Origin of the sequence: Citrobacter sp. JUb117, from assembly GCF_024809055.1 — a bacterium.
Classification (GTDB): domain Bacteria; phylum Pseudomonadota; class Gammaproteobacteria; order Enterobacterales; family Enterobacteriaceae; genus Citrobacter; species Citrobacter gillenii.
The window spans coordinates 378856-397224 of sequence record NZ_JANUFB010000005.1; the positions used below are offsets into that span (position 1 = coordinate 378856).

Below are 18369 nucleotides of genomic sequence, written 5' to 3' on the forward strand. Positions count from 1 at the left end.
TATTGACGAGGATGGAACCCTCGTTTGGTGGTTCGTGCGGTAAAAAAAACCGCCCCGAGGGGCGGCTGACGTTACTTAACGCAGCGTGCGCACTGCGACGTCTGAATCTGTTGGAAGAAATCGTTACCTTTGTCATCCACCAGGATAAACGCCGGGAAATCTTCCACTTCAATTTTCCAGATGGCTTCCATCCCCAGTTCCGGGTATTCCACACATTCCAGGCTCTTGATACTGCCTTGCGCCAGCACTGCCGCAGGACCGCCGATGCTACCTAAATAGAAGCCACCGTGTTTATGGCAGGCGTCAGTAACCTGCTGGCTGCGGTTGCCTTTTGCCAGCATGATCATGCTGCCACCCGCAGACTGCAGTTGATCAACGTATGAATCCATGCGCCCGGCGGTGGTTGGGCCCAGCGAACCCGAAGCATAACCTTCCGGCGTTTTCGCCGGACCCGCGTAATAGATTGGATGATCTTTAACATACTGCGGCAAACTTTCGCCGTTATCCAGACGCTCTTTCAGTTTTGCATGCGCAATATCACGTCCGACGATGATTGTGCCATTCAGTGACAGGCGCGTGGAAACAGGATACTGCGACAACTGGGCCAGGATCTCTTTCATCGGGCGGTTAAGATCGACGCGCACCGCTTCGCCTTCACCGGCCTGACGCAACGCTTCCGGGATGTACTTGCCGGGATTATTTTCCAGCTTCTCAATCCAGATCCCCTGGCGGTTGATTTTGGCTTTGATATTACGATCCGCTGAACAGGAGACGCCCATGCCAACCGGGCATGACGCACCGTGGCGCGGCAGGCGGATCACGCGAATATCGTGGGCGAAGTATTTCCCGCCGAACTGCGCGCCCAGTCCAAGGTTTTGCGCTTCAATCAACAGCTCTTTTTCCAGCTCGACATCGCGAAACGCCTGACCATGCTCATTACCTTCAGTCGGCAATTCATCATAATATTTTGCCGACGCCAGCTTAACGGTTTTCAGCGTTGCTTCTGCCGAGGTTCCACCAATCACAAAAGCAATGTGATACGGCGGACAGGCTGCGGTTCCCAGAGTACGCATTTTCTCGACCAGATAATTTTTCAATTTACCCGGCGTGAGCAGCGCTTTGGTTTCCTGATACAGATAGGTTTTATTCGCCGATCCCCCGCCTTTGGCGATGCAGAGGAATTTGTACTCGTCACCGTCCACGGTATACAGGTCTATCTGCGCAGGCAGGTTGGTTCCGGTGTTCACCTCGTTATACATATCCAGCGCGGCGTTTTGCGAATAGCGCAGGTTATCTTCGATATAAGTGTTATACACCCCACGGGCCAGAGCGGCTTCATCACCCCCGCCGGTCCAGACACGTTGCCCTTTTTTACCGACAATAATCGCCGTACCGGTGTCCTGGCAGGTCGGTAACACGCCTTTCGCCGCGATGTCGGAGTTACGCAGGAATTGCAGGGCCACATATTTGTCGTTTTCGCTGGCATCCGGGTCGCGAAGAATATCCGCAACCTGCTGCTGATGCGCCGGACGCAGCATAAATGAGGCATCATGAAATGCCTGGCGGGCAAGGAGGGTTAAGGCTTGCGGATCAACTTTAATGATTTCGTGGCCTTCAAATTCGGAAACGGAAACATGGTCGCTGGTCAACAGATAGTATTCGGTATCATCCTTTTTGAGGGGGAAAGGATGCTGATAATGAAAGGGTTTGTTTGACATTGTGCTCTCACTTACTGCTCGGTCTGGTTATTCTCTGGGCAGATGTTCCATTGCCCTGCTTCCCTGTCGCGGGTCCGGTTGTGCCAGCAACGGCCTTTGTGCAACCAGAATTGCTCAGGGTATTAAAAGCGAGTCACCATATCCTACACAATTTTTTAACAAAAACTGAGACAAGTACGACTTTTTACATGCGCAGGTTACTTCCCCGTGGGTTTCTTGGTTTAATAGTCAGAGATAATTCCACATTGAAACAGGGCTTGATAATGCAAAAACTCATCAACTCAGTGCAGAACTATGCCTGGGGAAGCAAAACTGCCTTAACGGAACTTTATGGCATTGAAAATCCGACCCAGCAACCGATGGCAGAGCTGTGGATGGGCGCCCATCCGAAAAGCAGTTCTCGGGTTCAGAACGCCGACGGCCAGACAGTTTCCCTGCGTGACGTGATCGAGCACGATAAGTCAGCACTGTTAGGTGATGCCGTAGCACTACGCTTTGGTGAACTGCCTTTCCTGTTTAAAGTGCTCTGCGCTGCCCAGCCTCTTTCGATTCAGGTCCACCCGAACAAACACAATTCTGAGGTTGGCTTTGCCAAAGAAAACGCCGCAGGGATCCCAATGGACGCCGCCGAGCGTAATTACAAAGATCCTAATCACAAGCCCGAACTGGTGTTTGCCCTGACGCCTTTCCTGGCGATGAATGCGTTTCGCGAGTTCTCCGAGATTGTGGCGCTGCTACAGCCAGTGTCTGGTGCGCATCCGGCCATCGCTCACTTCCTGCAGGAACCCAACGCCGAGCGTCTGAGCCACCTTTTCGCCAGCTTGTTGAATATGCAGGGTGAAGAGAAATCGCGTGCGCTGGCCGTACTGAAATCTGCCCTTAACAGCCAACAGGGTGAGCCGTGGCAAACTATCCGTCTGATAGCGGATGTCTATCCGGATGATAGCGGCCTGTTCTCTCCGCTGCTGCTCAATGTGGTAAAGCTGAATCCAGGCGAGGCGATGTTCTTGTTTGCCGAAACCCCACACGCCTACTTGCAAGGTGTGGCGCTCGAGGTCATGGCCAACTCCGATAACGTACTGCGCGCCGGACTGACGCCGAAATACATCGATATTCCAGAACTGGTCGCCAACGTTCAGTTTGTCGCTAAACCGGCGAATCAACTGCTGACAACCCCAGTCAAAACAGAGAGTGAACTGGATTTCCCAATCCCGGTTGACGATTTCGCGTTCTCCCTACATGAACTGTCTGCCCGTGAAGCCACTATCAGCCAGCACAGCGCCGCCATTTTGTTCTGCGTTGAGGGCGAAGCCGTGCTGAGCAAGGGCGAGCAACGCTTGGTACTGAAAGCAGGTGAATCGGCATTTATCAGCGCCAATGAGTCGCCGGTGAACGTCAGCGGCACCGGTCGTTTAGCGCGGGTTTATAACAAGCTGTAGCAAGATACTGATATTTTTAACAACTCTTGCTAAGCTAGTAGTGAGTTAAAGACATGTCACCCCTCCAGGCGTCTTCAAACGCCTGGATTTATTTTATGGATATCGAAATGAAAAAAACGCTGGTAGCTGCGGGTGTGGTGGTTGCACTGGGAATCGTCTGGACGGGCGGTGCATGGTTCACGGGAAAGAAACTGGAAACCCATCTTGCTGAGATGGTGACGCAGGCAAACGATCAGCTCAAACGCCTCTCGCCCGAGGCAGGCATTGAGCTGAGTTATGAGAACTACCAGCGCGGCGTGTTCAGCAGCCAGCTGCAACTGGTGGTAAAACCTGTTGCCGGTCAGGAAAATGCCTGGCTGAAGCCAGGGCAAAGCATCATTTTGGATGAATCCGTCGATCATGGCCCTTTCCCGCTAGCCCAGCTTAAGTCATTCAACCTGGTACCCGCGATGGCCGCAGTCAAAACCACGCTGGTGAATAATGACGTCACCAAACCGTTATTTGACATTGCCAAGGGTGAGTCACCTTTCATCATCAATTCCCGCGTGGGCTATAGCGGCGATACCCGCTCTGACATATCTCTCAAGCCGCTGAGTTACGAAAAAGGCGATGAGAAAGTGGCCTTTAGCGGAGGCGAATTCCAGCTCAGCGCCGACAAAGACGGTAACGCGGTTTCCCTGACCGGTGAAGCGCAAAGCGGCGTGGTCAATGCGGTTAACGAGTACGATCAAAAAGTACAAGTTACCTTTAATAATCTGAAGACGGATGGCTCAAGCTCGGTTGCCAGCTTTGGTGAGCGTATTGGCGATCAGAAATTGTCCCTTGATAAGCTGTCTATTTCCGTCGAAGGCAAAGAGCTGGCGGTGCTGGAAGGCATGGGCATCGACGGTAAATCAGACCTGGTTAACGAGGGTAAAACCGTCAACAGCCAGCTGGATTACACGATCAACAGCCTGAAATTGCAGGGTCAAGATTTGGGAAGCGGTAAGCTGACGCTGAAAGTAGGCCAGATTGATGGCGAAGCATTACATCAGTTCAGCCAGCAGTATAGTGCCCAAACCAAAGCATTGATGTCACAGATTGACGTAGTGCAAAACCCGGAGCTGTATCAGCAGAAAGTGACCGAAGCGTTCTTCAGCGCTCTGCCTATTCTGATGAAGGGTGAGCCGGTTATTACCGTTGCGCCACTGAGCTGGAAAAATGCCAAGGGTGAGACCAGCTTTAATCTGTCCCTGTTCCTGAAAGACCCGAATGCGAACCAGGAAGAACCAAAAACGCTGGCCCAGGAAGTGGATCGCTCAGTGAAATCACTGGACGCAAAGCTGGCGATCCCGATGGATATGGCAACTGAGTTCATGACCCAGATTGCCAAACTGGAAGGATATCAGCAGGAAGAAGCGGCAGGTATGGCGAAACAGCAGGTCAATGGTCTTGCTGCGATGGGTCAAATGTTCCGCATCACGACGGTACAGGACAACACCATCGGCTCCAGCCTGCAGTACGCAAATGGTCAGGTGACGCTCAACGGCCAAAAAATGCCGCTGGATGAGTTTGTCGGCATGTTTGGTATGCCAACACTTTCCGCACCAGATGCCCCGGCCATTCCGCAGCCGTAATTACCATCTGCGTGATGTCCGCCACAGCCCGATAAAGCGATTTATCGGGCTTTTTTACCTCTGGCGCATTACTTTTGCGTCACCAGTCTGGCGGATAACGTCAGATTGCGCGAATGCCCCTCATCACTGCTGATTCGCTGGAGTACGCGTTCAGCCAGTGTATATCCCATTTCACGCGCGGGCGTGCTGGCCCAAATAATCGGTAAATCATCCAGAGCGTTCTCTGCCACATCGGCAAAGGCGGCTAGCGAGATCTGCTGTTCAAAATAACGGTCAACGCCAATTTCACCACTCTGTCGCCCTGCTTTCATCAGGCCAAACCAAGCCCCAACGGCGATAGTTTCGTTATAGCACACCACCGCACTGATGGTCGGGTTATGCCGTAGTAGCGCCGTCACGGCGTCTGCGGCCTGCTTCTGGCTTGAGGCGCACTCCAGTACCCAATCGCTGTGAAAAGGCAGTCCAAATTTAAGCAGCGTGGCGCAATATCCCCCCACGCGTTCTGCACGGGTCAGAGAGGAGCTCTGTCCACCTAACCAGGCGATTCGTTGATGACCATGCCCGACAAGATGCTCAACTAACAGCTGAGCAGCCTGCATATTGTCGGGTCTGACGGTGTCAGCATCATCCAGATAGCTGGCGCGTGAAGCAAACACTACCGGAATACCCTTTTCACCGGCCAACTGCCGTAACGCGTCGCTGCTGCCCGCGGCTCCGGCGATCACCACCCCGTCAACACCCTGATTGAGTAACATCGAGAAACGCTGGGCCAGCTGTTCGCCGTCCTTACCGCCATGCAGTAAAAATACCATCCGCCCCTGAGCTTCTAAGGCTTCCGTCAGTCCTGCCGTCAGTTCGGCATAAAACGGCGTCGAGAGATCGCGAACGATTAACCCAATAACCCCACTCTGCCCGCCACGCAGCGCCGATGCCTGGCGGTTACGTACGAACCCCAGTTGTTCGATGGCAGCATTGACCCGTTCTCCGGTCGCTGATGAGATACGCCCTTTGCCGCTAAGAACCAATGAGACGGTACTGACTGAGACACCGGCCGCCAGCGCTACATCATGAATGGTTATTTTTTTGGCTATAGCCATAAAACCAGAAAGCTCCCTGATAACGTGATGGATAAAACGTTTTATCAATCATCCGTATTTATACGCCCTATTATCCTTCGATAATGTGATTTGTAACGCACTAAAATTAGGTAAAACGTTTTATCTTCTCGCCATCATTCGTTGGTCGATTTTTTACAAGGAGTCGTTAGATGACGACGAGAACCACACCAAAAGTCACGTTATGGGAATTTTTCCAGCAGTTGGGCAAAACCTTTATGTTGCCCGTAGCACTGCTCTCGTTTTGCGGGATCATGCTGGGGATCGGCAGCTCATTAAGCAGCCATGATGTCATTACGCTGCTCCCCGCGTTGGGGAACCCGATGTTGCAGGCGCTGTTTACCTGGATGAGCAAAGTCGGATCCTTCGCATTTAGTTTTCTGCCGGTGATGTTTTGTATCGCTATCCCGCTTGGCCTGGCGCGCGAAAACAAAGGCGTTGCGGCCTTTGCCGGTTTTGTCGGCTATGCGGTAATGAACCTGGCCGTCAACTTTTGGTTAACGGCCAAGGGAATATTGCCCACCACGGATGCGGCGATCCTCAAAGCTAACAACGTGCAAAACATTCTGGGGATCCAGTCGATCGACACTGGGATCCTCGGTGCGGTAATCGCCGGGATCATTGTCTGGATGCTGCATGAACGTTTCCACAACATTCGCCTGCCGGATGCGCTGGCGTTCTTCGGTGGTACCCGTTTTGTGCCGATTATTTCGTCGGTAGTGATGGGACTGGTCGGGCTGGTCATTCCGCTGATTTGGCCGTTCTTCGCCATGGGTATCACTGGCTTGGGTAACATCATCAATAGCGCCGGTGATTTTGGTCCGATGCTGTTTGGTACCGGTGAACGTCTGCTGTTGCCGTTTGGCCTGCATCACATTCTGGTGGCCTTAATTCGCTTCACTGAAGCTGGCGGTACGCAGGAGGTGTGTGGTCATAGCGTTAGCGGCGCGCTGACTATTTTCCAGGCCCAATTGAGCTGCCCTACCACTCAGGGCTTCTCTGAAAGTGCCACGCGTTTCCTGTCCCAGGGCAAAATGCCGGCGTTCCTCGGCGGTTTACCGGGCGCTGCGTTAGCGATGTACCACTGTGCTCGCCCTGAAAATCGTCATAAAATTAAGGGATTATTAATCTCCGGCCTGATCGCCTGCGTGATTGGCGGTACCACCGAACCTCTGGAATTCTTATTCCTGTTCGTCGCACCAGTGCTGTACGTTATCCACGCACTGTTGACCGGACTGGGCTTCACTATCATGGCTGTGCTTGGCGTCACTATCGGCAATACCGATGGCAACCTGATTGACTTCGTGGTGTTTGGCATCCTGCACGGGTTGTCCACCAAGTGGTATCTGGTACCGGTTGTCGCTGCTATCTGGTTCGCGGTGTACTACGTCATCTTCCGCTTCGCCATCACCCGCTTTAATCTTAAAACACCGGGTCGTGATGTCGAAATTGCCAACAATATTGAGAAAGTCATGGCAGGAACGCCGGGCAAATCAGGCTATAACGTCCCGGCTATTCTGGCGGCGCTGGGTGGCGCTGAGAATATCGTCAGCCTGGATAATTGCATTACCCGCTTGCGTCTTTCCGTGAAAGATATGTCGCTTGTGAACGTGCAGGCACTGAAGGACAATCGCGCGATTGGTGTCGTTCAACTCAATCAGCATAACTTGCAGGTCGTCATCGGTCCGCAGGTCCAGTCGGTGAAGGACGAAATGACGGTTCTGATGAATACCGTACAGGCATAAGGGCAACAATATGTTTGATTTCTCAACTGAAGTGGACAGGCACGGTACCTGGTGCACCCAATGGGATTATGTCGCCGACCGGTTTGGTTCGGCCGACCTGCTACCATTCACCATCTCAGATATGGATTTTGCCACCGCACCATGCATTCTCCAGGCGCTGACGCAGCGCCTGTCACACGGTGTGTTGGGCTACAGTCGCTGGAAAAATGATGATTTTTTGGCGGCAATTAGCCACTGGTTCCTGACCCGCCATAACACCCAAATCGATCCGCAATCTGTAGTTTATGGCCCCTCCGTCATCTATATGGTGTCGGAGCTGATCCGTCAGTGGTCATCAACGGGTGACGCGGTGGTTATCCATACTCCAGCTTACGATGCGTTTTACAACGCCATCAAAGGCAACCAGCGTACAGTGCACCCTGTTGCACTGGAGAAACGTGCGCACGGCTGGTATTGCGATATGGCTAAGCTGGAAGAAACCCTCTCGCGGCCTGAAAGCAAAATTCTTCTGCTCTGTAGTCCGCAGAATCCGACCGGCAAGGTCTGGACCCGAGATGAACTGGAAACCATGGCCAGCATGTGTCAACGGCACGGCGTGAAGGTCATTTCCGACGAGATTCATATGGACATGGTATGGGATCAACAACCTCATATCCCATGGAGTCAGGTTGCTCGAGGCGACTGGGCGCTGCTCACATCCGGTTCCAAGAGTTTTAATATTCCGGCGTTAACCGGGGCTTACGGGATCGTTGAAGACGCCGATAGCCGTAACCACTACCTTGCGGCGCTAAAAGGCCGAGATGGCCTTTCCTCACCTGCCGTACTGGCGCTTACCGCGCATATTGCTGCTTATCAGCACGGCGCCCCGTGGTTGGATGCGTTACGCGATTATCTGGCCGCTAATCTGCACTATGTCGCACATGAGCTTAATGCTGCGTTCCCTGAGTTAAACTGGCAGATCCCACAATCAACTTATCTGGCATGGATTGACCTGCGTCCGCTCAATATTGATGATCATGCGTTGCAGGATGTACTCATCCATCAGCAAAAAGTCGCGATCATGCCGGGATATACCTATGGTGAAGAAGGTCGCGGTTTTGTCCGTCTGAATGCCGGATGTCCGCGTGCAAAACTGGAAAAAGGTGTGAATGGGTTAATAAACGCTATTCGTTCGCTACGCTGACTTTACTTGCGCAATACGTCCTGTATTGCGCAAACCTCATGCTCCTGAAAAAAATGCGTGATATCAGTTTTAAAATTTTGTACTGATGAAGCATTAATTCGATATAAATCTTGTTATCAGCTTGTTTAATAAAATAAATAGCAGTTAAAATCAAAAAAACCTGATACAAACAGGGCAGAATGTTCGCAATATAACGCCACTTTAGACGTATAAAAATGAACACCCCACCAGCGCCCCTTCACAAAAATAATTTAAAACTTCTCTTACTTTTCTCTTTAGCCGTACTTCTATTTTTTTTGTTTATTCCTTTAAGCAACAAACACTATAACCTCTCCGTTTACCCGGTGATTGCCACCTTTGCGGGAGCGCTACATATCCAGATCGGCTGCTTCATGACAATGAATTATATCAGCAACCGTAAAAAAACATTTTTGCTACCATTAGCCTGCGCATTTCACTGCTCCGGTATCTTTTTATTTATTGCTCTGTATCTATTCTTTAACGAGACGACGCCTGCAAGTGTTATTTATAATGACATAGCAGTTCTTTACTCGCTAAGAAACATACTCATTGCGGGCCTTTTTTTTGCCACTTACTATTTATATGCACGTAGAGACAAACCACACCATATCTGTAATGCAACGATACATTTTACTTTGATTTGGAGTGTTATTCATGTGACGGTCGCGGTGCTCTATTCAACCGATCTATTGCCCCATAGTCTGCTACTGGTAAATCCTAACAACAATGCCTGGCTTAAACCATGGAGCGGTCTTTTTAGCTATTTTTTTATCATACTGTGGGCATCCATCTCTTTTATAGGCATTGTATTTACGCGACTCAAAAATCTGTTCTGGTTAAGTATGTCACTCGTCGCACTGAGCAATCTGGTGAGCATTGTTATTATGCTTAAATACGCACATATCGATTCCGCTGGATGGTACATTGCCCGTGGACTGGAGTGTTTTAGTGCCCTGGCGGTGATGATCGCTCTGATGTCAGATATCTTCCAACGATATAAAACTTCACGCCAGGCGTATAAGTTATCGTATGAAAATTCAGTGCGCGATCCGATGACCCGTCTTTATAACCGTGGTTATTTTTATACAATGCTGAGCACTGAAATAAAAGCATCTACGGAACTCAGACCGTTAAGTATTATTTTTTGTGATATTGATTTTTTTAAGTCAGTCAATGATACCTGGGGTCATCTGCAAGGTGACCGGGTGATCATTAAACTGGCAAAACTCATGCAACAGCAGAGTCGTAGCCATGACGTCGTCGCCCGTATCGGCGGAGAGGAGTTCGCTATTTTATTGCCTGAAACCCGTGTAGATGCTGCCTATAACATCGCTGAGCGAATCAGAAAAAACGTTGAGCAACAAACGACTGCCTCAACCAACGGTGACTTTCCACGCACTATAACCATCAGTTTAGGTATTGTATCGTCTGCTGATAATGATGCCGCCGCCGAACAGCTGGCCGATTTAGCCGATCGCGCGCTGTATCAGGCGAAAAAACAAGGGCGGAACTGTGTTGTCATCCATTCCGACACAAGCGCGAATGTGATCACAGCGCCTACAATGACAATCACTGATATATAAATCGACTCAAAACATAATTAGATGAAATACCTCCAATAACCGTGTATTTGAAAGGTCTTCGTGCTTTTATTTAAGTTATTGGAGGATTTTAAATCTGTTGTATAATGCCCTGCACTTTACCTATAACAAAGAGTGCGACCATGATTGATAAATTCCTCCCCTTAACCGACATCCATCGTCACCTTGATGGCAACATTCGTGCGCAAACTATTCTCGATCTTGGCCGTCAGTTCAATTTAACGCTTCCCGCTCAAACGCTGGAAACGCTGATCCCGCACGTGCAGGTCACCTCGACAGAACCGGATTTAGTCAGTTTTTTGTCGAAGCTTGACTGGGGCGTGAAGGTACTGGCCTCACTGGATGCCTGCCGCCGCGTGGCATTTGAAAATATTGAAGATGCCGCCCGTAACGGGCTGCACTATGTGGAACTGCGCTTTTCGCCCGGCTATATGGCGATGGCGCATCAACTCCCCGTCGCGGGCGTGGTTGAAGCAGTAATTGCGGGCGTACGTGAAGGCTGCAAGGCTTTTGGCGTGGAAGCGCGCTTAATTGGCATTATGAGCCGTACTTTTGGCGAAGCCGCTTGCCTGCAGGAACTGGATGCACTGTTAGCACACCGTGACCACATTACCGCACTGGACCTGGCGGGCGATGAACTGGGTTTCCCAGGCAGTCTGTTCCTGTCTCATTTTAATCGGGCGCGCGATGCAGGCTGGCACATTACCGTGCACGCTGGTGAAGCAGCAGGCCCTGAAAGCATCTGGCAGGCAATCAGAGAACTGGGCGCTGAACGTATTGGTCATGGCGTTAAAGCTGTGGAAGATCGTGCATTGATGGATTTTCTTGCCGAGCAGCGAATTGGCATCGAATCCTGCCTGACCTCCAACATCCAGACCAGCACCGTTGCTTCACTGGCTGCACATCCGCTGAAGACGTTCCTCGAACAGGGTGTGTTGGCCAGTCTAAACACCGACGATCCCGCGGTTCAGGGCGTGGATATTATTCACGAATATACCGTTGCTGCTCCAGCTGCAGGGTTGAGCCGCGAGCAGATCCGTCAGGCGCAAATTAATGGTCTGGAAATGGCGTTTTTGAGTACTGAAGAGAAACGTGCGTTGCGTGAGAAAGTCGCAGCGGCATAACGATGATAGTGCCGGATAGCGCTAACGCTTATCCGGCATTTCCGTAATCAGGCAAGACACAACGTAGAACGATGTTTTGCCGATTCAATACCCAGCTCAATCAGTTCCATAATTTGAATGGCCTGTCGTGCTGGAACCGGGTTTTCACCATTGCCGTTCAGTGCATCACGGATACCCGCATAATAAGCCGGATAGTTACCCGGCACGGTTAACCAGGTCTCTTCCACACGTTCTTCGCCTTCGACCCGCGTCAGCACGCCATCGCGCATGTCGTAACCCCAGTCTTCCTGCGGCAAACGTTCACCATTTTTTAAACGTTCTTCCTGCGGATCAAGACCGTATTTCACATAGCTCCCACGCGAACCGTGCACGATGTAGCGTGCCGACTCGGCGGCAGCCAGCATGGTGCCGTGCAGAACCACCCGACGCTGAGGGTAAGTCAAAATAGCGTGGAAATAATCTGTCGATTGTGCGCCAGGACGCAATTGCGCAAGGTCCACCGTCAGGCTGACGGGCAAACCAAACAGGTTAATGGCCTGATCCAACAGATGCGGCGCTAAATCGTACCAGATTCCGCTTCCTGGTCCGCCCTGTTCACGCCAGCGGTCGCGGACCTGCGGACGGAAACGATCGAAGTGGGATTCAAAGTAAGCGACTTCACCCAACACTCCGTCTGCCAGCAGAGCTTTCAGCGTCAGGAAATCACTGTCCCAGCGGCGGTTATGAAAAACAGACAGCACACGACCCAGGCTACGCGCCAACGCATCCAGTTCGCGAGCTTGTGACAGTGTCACGGTAAATGGCTTATCAACAACCACGTGTTTACCCGCTTCCAGCGCTGCTTTAGCGAGCGGGAAATGCGTGTCATTCGGCGTGGGGATCACAATCAGGTCGATGCTGGGATCGTTAAACAGATGCTTAGGCTCACTCACCACCGTAACAGAAGGCCAGTCCGCCTTCACTTTTGCTTCGTCACTACTGGATACCGCGGCCAGCTCCAGCCCCGGGGTGCCCACAATCAGAGGGGCATGGAAAGTTTTGCTGGCATAGCCATAGCCAATCAGCCCAACGCGGATGTTGTCACTCATGTTATTGCCTCTCAATTCAGGACCGACCTATTTCACACCATACATCGCAACGTCACAACAGTTTAATAACCTTTGCAGGGAAAAGGTTGTTTCTTAACTTAAGTCAAACATATGCCACTTAGTGATAACTTGCTGCGAAAAAGTCGTCGAAATCGTTCCCAATGCTCTTGCCGTCTTACTTATTGATAAGTAACATTTGCCTCCTGTGTTTAAGGATAAATCAAAGCAAATGTCGTCAGTAATGAATCGTCTTATTGAGTTAACAGGTTGGATTGTTCTCGCGGTTTCCGTCATCCTTTTAGGTATTGCCACGCATATCGACAACTACCAGCCACCAGAACCAACGGCTTCGGTGCATGCGGTGCAGAAAAAATAACCCACGGCCTCCTTTTTTAACCCAGCAGTCATGCTGGGTTAGGTTGTAACAGCGTCATTTCTATCAAAAATAGCGAATTGTGCAGTCCCCCACCTTGGCACTTATTGCCTGCGATAGCGAAGCGCGTTACCCTTTGACCGGGTGCTCAGCGTGCCTGCGTATCTATCAGTACGAACACTCTTATTTGTATCTTTGCACACCCTGCGTTTTTATCTGTGCAACCTTGTTTATTTTTTAATATTAACTACTCCGTTGGTGTTATTTTCTTAATATGGATCTCCACATATGACTGTTCAGGATTACTTATTAAAATTCCGCAAAATCAATTCCCTCGAAAGCCTGGAAAAACTGTTCGATCATCTTAACTACACGCTCACCGACGATCGCGACATTATCAATATGTATCGCGCGGTGGATCACCGCCGGGCGGAGCTTATCTCTGGGGGACGCCTGTTTGATATCGGCCAGGTGCCAAAATCCGTCTGGCATTATGTGCAATAAATAAGAAAGTAGCGCTCATCGTTAAAAGCTTTATAATAATCGCCCCAAAATGAATGGCATGTTTGTTTGCACGCGTAAATCTGGAGAAGAGATGACGACGACACCGGCACAACGTATCGGAGGCTGGCTACTTGGTCCACTGGCCTGGCTGTTAGTGGCGTTGTTGAGCGCTTCGCTGGCGATCCTGTTGTATGTAACTGCGCTGGCAACTCCGCAGACGTTTCAGACGCTCGGCGAACAAAGCGCCACTAATTTACTGTTATGGGGCGTTTCCTTTATTACCGCTATCGCCATGTGGTACTACACGCTGTGGCTGACTATCGCGTTTTTCAAACGCCGACGCTGTGTACCTAAGCACTATATTTTATGGTTACTGATCTCCGTGTTACTGGCTATTAAAGCCTTTGCGTTTTCACCTGTTCCGGATGCCTTTGCCGTCCGCCAGCTACTGTTCCCGTTGTTGGCTGCTGCATTGCTGGTGCCCTATTTCAAGCGTTCGCAGCGCGTGAAATCGACGTTTGTGAACCCGTAATAACCCTACAGTTAACCTGTTGTCGCCTGTTGTAGATTGTCAGATAATAGGCGGCTTTTTTATTTCAGGCCGAAAAATGACTGATTACCTGCTGCTGTTTGTCGGAACTGTACTGGTCAATAACTTTGTACTGGTCAAGTTTCTGGGTCTCTGCCCGTTTATGGGCGTTTCCAAAAAACTGGAAACGGCGATGGGCATGGGCCTCGCCACGACCTTTGTAATGACGCTGGCATCGATTTGCGCATGGCTGATTGACACCTGGATCCTCATCCCGCTCGATCTCATCTACCTGCGTACGCTGGCGTTTATCTTAGTCATCGCCGTGGTCGTGCAATTTACCGAAATGGTGGTGCGCAAAACGAGTCCTGCGCTGTATCGCCTGCTGGGGATCTTCTTACCGTTGATCACCACTAACTGTGCGGTACTGGGCGTCGCGTTGTTGAATATCAACCTCGGTCATAACTTTTTACAGTCGGCGCTGTACGGTTTTTCCGCTGCCGTCGGCTTCTCGCTGGTGATGGTACTGTTCGCCGCCATTCGCGAGCGCCTCGCCGTGGCTGATGTTCCGGCACCTTTTCGCGGTAATGCGATTGCGCTGATTACCGCCGGTTTAATGTCATTGGCCTTTATGGGCTTTAGTGGTTTGGTGAAGCTGTAATGAATGCTATCTGGATTGCCGTTGCTGCAGTGAGTCTACTGGGTCTGGCATTCGGCGCTGTTTTAGGCTATGCCTCCCGACGTTTTGCCGTTGAGGACGACCCGGTCGTTGAAAAAATCGATGAGATCCTTCCGCAAAGTCAATGTGGCCAGTGCGGTTACCCTGGCTGTCGCCCGTATGCGGAAGCGATTGGCTGTCAGGGCGAAAAAATCAATCGCTGCGCCCCCGGTGGTGAAGCGGTGATGCTAAAAATTGCGACGCTGCTGAACGTCGATCCGCAGCCTATTGATGGCGATGAACAGGACGTTACGCCGGTGAGAATGCTGGCGGTCATTGATGAAAATAACTGTATTGGCTGTACAAAGTGCATTCAGGCCTGCCCGGTTGATGCCATCGTCGGCGCGACGCGTGCGATGCACACAGTCATGAGCGATCTCTGTACCGGATGCAACCTGTGCGTTGATCCCTGCCCGACTCAGTGTATTGAATTACGTCCGGTTGCCGAAACGCCTGATAGCTGGAAGTGGGATTTGAACACTATCCCCGTGCGCATCATTCCCGTGGAACAACATGTTTAAGCTATTCTCTGCATTCAGAAAAAACAAAATTTGGGACTTCGAAGGCGGCATTCATCCGCCCGAAATGAAAGCCCAGTCAAACGGCACGCCGCTGCGACAAGTCCCACTGCCGCCGCGTCTGGTGATTCCGCTCAAACAGCATATTGGTGCTGAGGGTGAGCTGTGCGTAAACGTCGGTGACCACGTCCTGCGCGGCCAGGCGCTGACGCGTGGACGAGGCAAAATGCTGCCAGTGCACGCGCCAACCTCCGGCACCGTTGTGGCCATTGCTCCGCACTCCACTGCGCACCCTTCAGCATTGGCAGAGCTCAGCGTCATAATCGATGCAGATGGCGAAGATCGCTGGATTGAGCGTGAAGGCTGGGCTGACTATCGTTCCCGCAGCCGAGAAGAGCTTATTGCCCGTATTCATCAGTTCGGCGTTGCCGGACTGGGCGGTGCTGGTTTCCCTACTGGCGTAAAACTGCAGGGCGGCGGCGATAAAATTGAAACATTGATCATCAACGCTGCGGAATGTGAGCCCTACATTACCGCTGACGATCGCCTGATGCAGGATTGTGCAGCTCAGGTAGTGGAAGGCATCCGCATTCTGGCCCACATTCTTCAACCGCGCGAAATATTGCTGGGGATTGAAGATAACAAACCGCAAGCGATATCAATGCTGCGCGCGGTGCTGGCGGACTCACATGATATCAGCCTGCGCGTTATCCCAACCAAATATCCTTCCGGCGGCGCGAAGCAGTTGACCCAAATTCTGACCGGAAAACAGGTCCCACACGGTGGACGCTCCTCGGATATCGGCGTCCTGATGCAAAACGTCGGTACGGCCTATGCTATCAAACGCGCCGTGATCGACGGGGAACCGATCACCGAACGCGTCGTAACGCTGACCGGCGAAGCCGTTAGCCGTCCGGGCAACGTCTGGGCACGTTTAGGGACGCCTGTTCGCCACCTGCTTGATGACGCAGGTTTTTGCCCTTCCGCAGAGCAAATGGTCATCATGGGCGGCCCGCTAATGGGCTTCACTCTCCCCTGGCTTGATGTCCCCGTAGTGAAGATCACCAACTGCCTGCTGGCGCCATCTGCCAGTGAAATGGGTGAACAGCAGGAAGAAAAAGGCTGCATTCGCTGTAGCGCCTGCGCCGATGCCTGCCCGGCCGATCTCTTGCCTCAGCAGCTTTACTGGTTCAGTAAAGGACAGCAGCACGACAAAGCAATCGGTCATAATATCGCTGACTGCATTGAATGCGGTGCCTGTGCGTGGGTATGTCCCAGCAATATTCCGCTGGTGCAGTATTTCCGTCAGGAAAAAGCTGAGATTTACGCCATAAGCCAGGAAGAAAAACGCGCCGCAGAGGCAAAAGCACGATTCGAAGCCAGACAGGCACGCCTGGAGCGTGAAAAAGCCGCGCGTCTTGAACGTCATAAAAGCGCCGCCGTTCAGCCTGCCGCGAAGGACAACGATGCCATTGCTGCCGCACTTGCACGGGTGAAAGAGAAACAAGCACAGGCTTTACAACCGATTGTTATTCAGGCCGGAGAGAAACCGGATAATAGTGCAGCCATTGCCGCCAGAGAAGCACGGAAAGCACAGGCCCGGGCCAAACAGGCGGAAAATGTGTCTGCTACCGACAGCACCACCGATACCGATCCGCGTAAAGCCGCGGTAGAAGCCGCCATTGCCCGCGCCAAAGCACGCAAGCTTGAGCAGCAGCAGGCCGTCGCCGAGGCTGCCGAACCGGTTGACCCGCGCAAAGCCGCGGTAGAAGCCGCCATTGCCCGTGCCAAAGCACGCAAGCTAGAGCAGCAGCAGGCCGTCGCCGAGGCTGCCGAGCCGGTTGACCCGCGTAAAGCCGCGGTAGAAGCCGCCATTGCCCGCGCTAAAGCACGCAAACTTGAGCAGCAGGTTGTCGCCGAGACCACCGAACCAGTTGATCCACGCAAAGCCGCCGTTGCGGCCGCTATTGCACGCGCTCAGGCTAAAAAGGCCGCCCAGCAGCAGGTTGTTAACGAGGAATAAATGGTATTCAGAATCGCAAGCTCTCCCTATACCCATAACCAGCGCCAGACATCGCGTATTATGCTGCTGGTGTTAATTGCCGCGTTACCGGGGATTGCCGCTCAGCTTTGGTTTTTTGGTTGGGGCACGTTGGTACAGATTTTTCTCGCCGCCATCAGCGCCATTGCCGCTGAAGCAGGCGTATTGAAACTGCGTAAACAGCCGGTTGTCGCTATTTTAAAAGACAACTCCGCCTTGCTCACCGGGCTACTGCTTGCCGTCAGCCTTCCGCCGCTGGCCCCCTGGTGGATGGTGGTCCTGGGTACCGTATTTGCCGTGATCATTGCCAAGCAACTGTATGGCGGCCTCGGGCAAAACCCGTTTAACCCGGCGATGATCGGCTATGTGGTTCTGCTTATCTCCTTTCCGGTGCAGATGACAAGCTGGCTTCCCCCGCATGAAATTGCGGCCACGGTACCGGGATTTGTTGACGCCATTAACGTCATTTTTACCGGACATACCTCAAGCGGCGGTGATATGAACACCTTACGCATGGGTATCGATGGCATTAGCCAGGCGACGCCGCTTGATACGTTCAAGACATCGTTGCACGCCGGACGCACGGTAGAACAGGTTATGCAGTACCCCATTTACAGCGGGATGCTTGCAGGCGCAGGCTGGCAGTGGGTAAACCTGGCCTGGCTGGCGGGCGGCGTCATGCTATTGTGGAAAAACGCTATTCGCTGGCATATTCCGGTCAGTTTCCTGCTGTCGCTCGCTGTCTGTGCGACGTTAGGCTGGCTTTTCTCTCCCGAGTCGCTGGCGTCACCACAGCTGCACCTGCTCTCTGGCGCAACCATGCTCGGTGCGTTCTTTATTCTTACCGATCCCGTTACGGCATCGACAACCAATCGCGGTCGGCTGATTTTTGGTGCACTTGCCGGTCTGTTGGTATGGCTGATTCGCAGTTTTGGTGGGTATCCGGATGGCGTGGCCTTTGCGGTATTGTTGGCAAATATCACGGTCCCGTTGATTGATTATTACACCCGCCCTCGCGTGTACGGACATCGCTAAG

Annotated in this window: 16 protein-coding genes; 13 read left to right on the plus strand and 3 right to left on the minus strand. The window is 52.0% G+C overall.

The window, feature by feature from the left end; translation table 11 throughout:
- Window positions 1–71: 71 nt before the first annotated feature.
- A complete protein-coding gene (fumB, locus tag M2374_RS14125; protein ID WP_117343077.1) occupies window positions 72–1718 on the minus strand; it encodes a class I fumarate hydratase in 1647 nt (548 codons plus the stop codon).
- A 263-nt stretch (window positions 1719–1981) separates the two neighbouring features.
- On the opposite strand from fumB, the gene manA reads away from it, so the two are divergent.
- Together manA and M2374_RS14135 are read left to right on the plus strand one after the other, a co-directional pair.
- Window positions 1982–3157: a mannose-6-phosphate isomerase gene (gene manA, locus M2374_RS14130; RefSeq protein WP_181688155.1), complete on the plus strand. Its 1176-nt coding sequence runs from the start codon at window positions 1982–1984 to the stop codon at window positions 3155–3157.
- A 107-nt stretch (window positions 3158–3264) separates the two neighbouring features.
- Window positions 3265–4773 (plus strand): YdgA family protein, encoded by a 1509-nt coding sequence (locus M2374_RS14135; RefSeq protein ID WP_115259948.1) that lies wholly within the window; start codon window positions 3265–3267, stop codon window positions 4771–4773.
- A 68-nt stretch (window positions 4774–4841) separates the two neighbouring features.
- On the opposite strand, the gene M2374_RS14140 is transcribed toward M2374_RS14135, so the two are convergent.
- A complete protein-coding gene (locus M2374_RS14140; RefSeq protein WP_117343075.1) occupies window positions 4842–5870 on the minus strand; it encodes a Mal regulon transcriptional regulator MalI in 1029 nt (342 codons plus the stop codon).
- Between the two features lie 170 nt (window positions 5871–6040).
- On the opposite strand from M2374_RS14140, the gene malX reads away from it, so the two are divergent.
- From malX to add, 4 genes are all read left to right on the plus strand, one after another.
- Window positions 6041–7633: a maltose/glucose-specific PTS transporter subunit IIBC gene (gene malX / locus M2374_RS14145; RefSeq protein ID WP_181505831.1), complete on the plus strand. Its 1593-nt coding sequence runs from the start codon at window positions 6041–6043 to the stop codon at window positions 7631–7633.
- Between the two features lie 10 nt (window positions 7634–7643).
- Window positions 7644–8816, plus strand: coding sequence for a MalY/PatB family protein (locus M2374_RS14150; protein WP_181490227.1), 1173 nt, complete (start codon window positions 7644–7646; stop codon window positions 8814–8816).
- A gap of 215 nt (window positions 8817–9031) precedes the next feature.
- Window positions 9032–10420, plus strand: a complete 1389-nt coding sequence (locus M2374_RS14155; protein ID WP_181688157.1) for a GGDEF domain-containing protein — start codon at window positions 9032–9034, stop codon at window positions 10418–10420.
- 140 nt (window positions 10421–10560) lie between these two features.
- The gene (gene add, locus M2374_RS14160; RefSeq protein WP_181539685.1) at window positions 10561–11562 is read left to right on the plus strand and encodes an adenosine deaminase; all 1002 of its coding nucleotides are present in this window, start codon (window positions 10561–10563) and stop codon (window positions 11560–11562) included.
- Window positions 11563–11609: 47 nt separating this feature from the next.
- Here the strand turns inward: add and M2374_RS14165 are convergent, their stop codons facing one another.
- The gene (locus M2374_RS14165) at window positions 11610–12650 is read right to left on the minus strand and encodes an oxidoreductase (protein WP_096757129.1); all 1041 of its coding nucleotides are present in this window, start codon (window positions 12648–12650) and stop codon (window positions 11610–11612) included.
- Window positions 12651–12891: 241 nt separating this feature from the next.
- On the opposite strand from M2374_RS14165, the gene blr reads away from it, so the two are divergent.
- The 7 genes from blr (at window position 12892) to rsxD (ending at window position 18368) form a co-directional block, all read left to right on the plus strand.
- A complete protein-coding gene (blr, locus tag M2374_RS14170; protein ID WP_096757130.1) occupies window positions 12892–13026 on the plus strand; it encodes a division septum protein Blr in 135 nt (44 codons plus the stop codon).
- Between the two features lie 285 nt (window positions 13027–13311).
- Window positions 13312–13527, plus strand: a complete 216-nt coding sequence (gene ydgT, locus M2374_RS14175) for a transcription modulator YdgT (RefSeq protein WP_181688158.1) — start codon at window positions 13312–13314, stop codon at window positions 13525–13527.
- 91 nt (window positions 13528–13618) lie between these two features.
- Entirely contained in the window at window positions 13619–14059 is a 441-nt protein-coding gene (locus tag M2374_RS14180; protein ID WP_115258559.1) for a DUF2569 domain-containing protein, read from the plus strand.
- A gap of 76 nt (window positions 14060–14135) precedes the next feature.
- The gene (gene rsxA, locus M2374_RS14185; RefSeq protein WP_005121199.1) at window positions 14136–14717 is read left to right on the plus strand and encodes an electron transport complex subunit RsxA; all 582 of its coding nucleotides are present in this window, start codon (window positions 14136–14138) and stop codon (window positions 14715–14717) included.
- Window positions 14717–15295 carry an electron transport complex subunit RsxB gene (gene rsxB / locus M2374_RS14190; protein WP_096757133.1) on the plus strand — a complete coding sequence of 193 codons (579 nt, stop codon included), beginning with the start codon at window positions 14717–14719 and terminating at the stop codon, window positions 15293–15295. The genes rsxA and rsxB overlap by 1 nt, the downstream gene beginning before the upstream one ends.
- Window positions 15288–17315 (plus strand): electron transport complex subunit RsxC, encoded by a 2028-nt coding sequence (gene rsxC, locus M2374_RS14195; protein ID WP_181688159.1) that lies wholly within the window; start codon window positions 15288–15290, stop codon window positions 17313–17315. The genes rsxB and rsxC overlap by 8 nt, the downstream gene beginning before the upstream one ends.
- On the plus strand, window positions 17316–18368 hold the full coding sequence (rsxD, locus tag M2374_RS14200) for an electron transport complex subunit RsxD (protein ID WP_117343067.1): 1053 nt from the start codon (window positions 17316–17318) through the stop codon (window positions 18366–18368).
- Window position 18369: the final 1 nt, after the last annotated feature.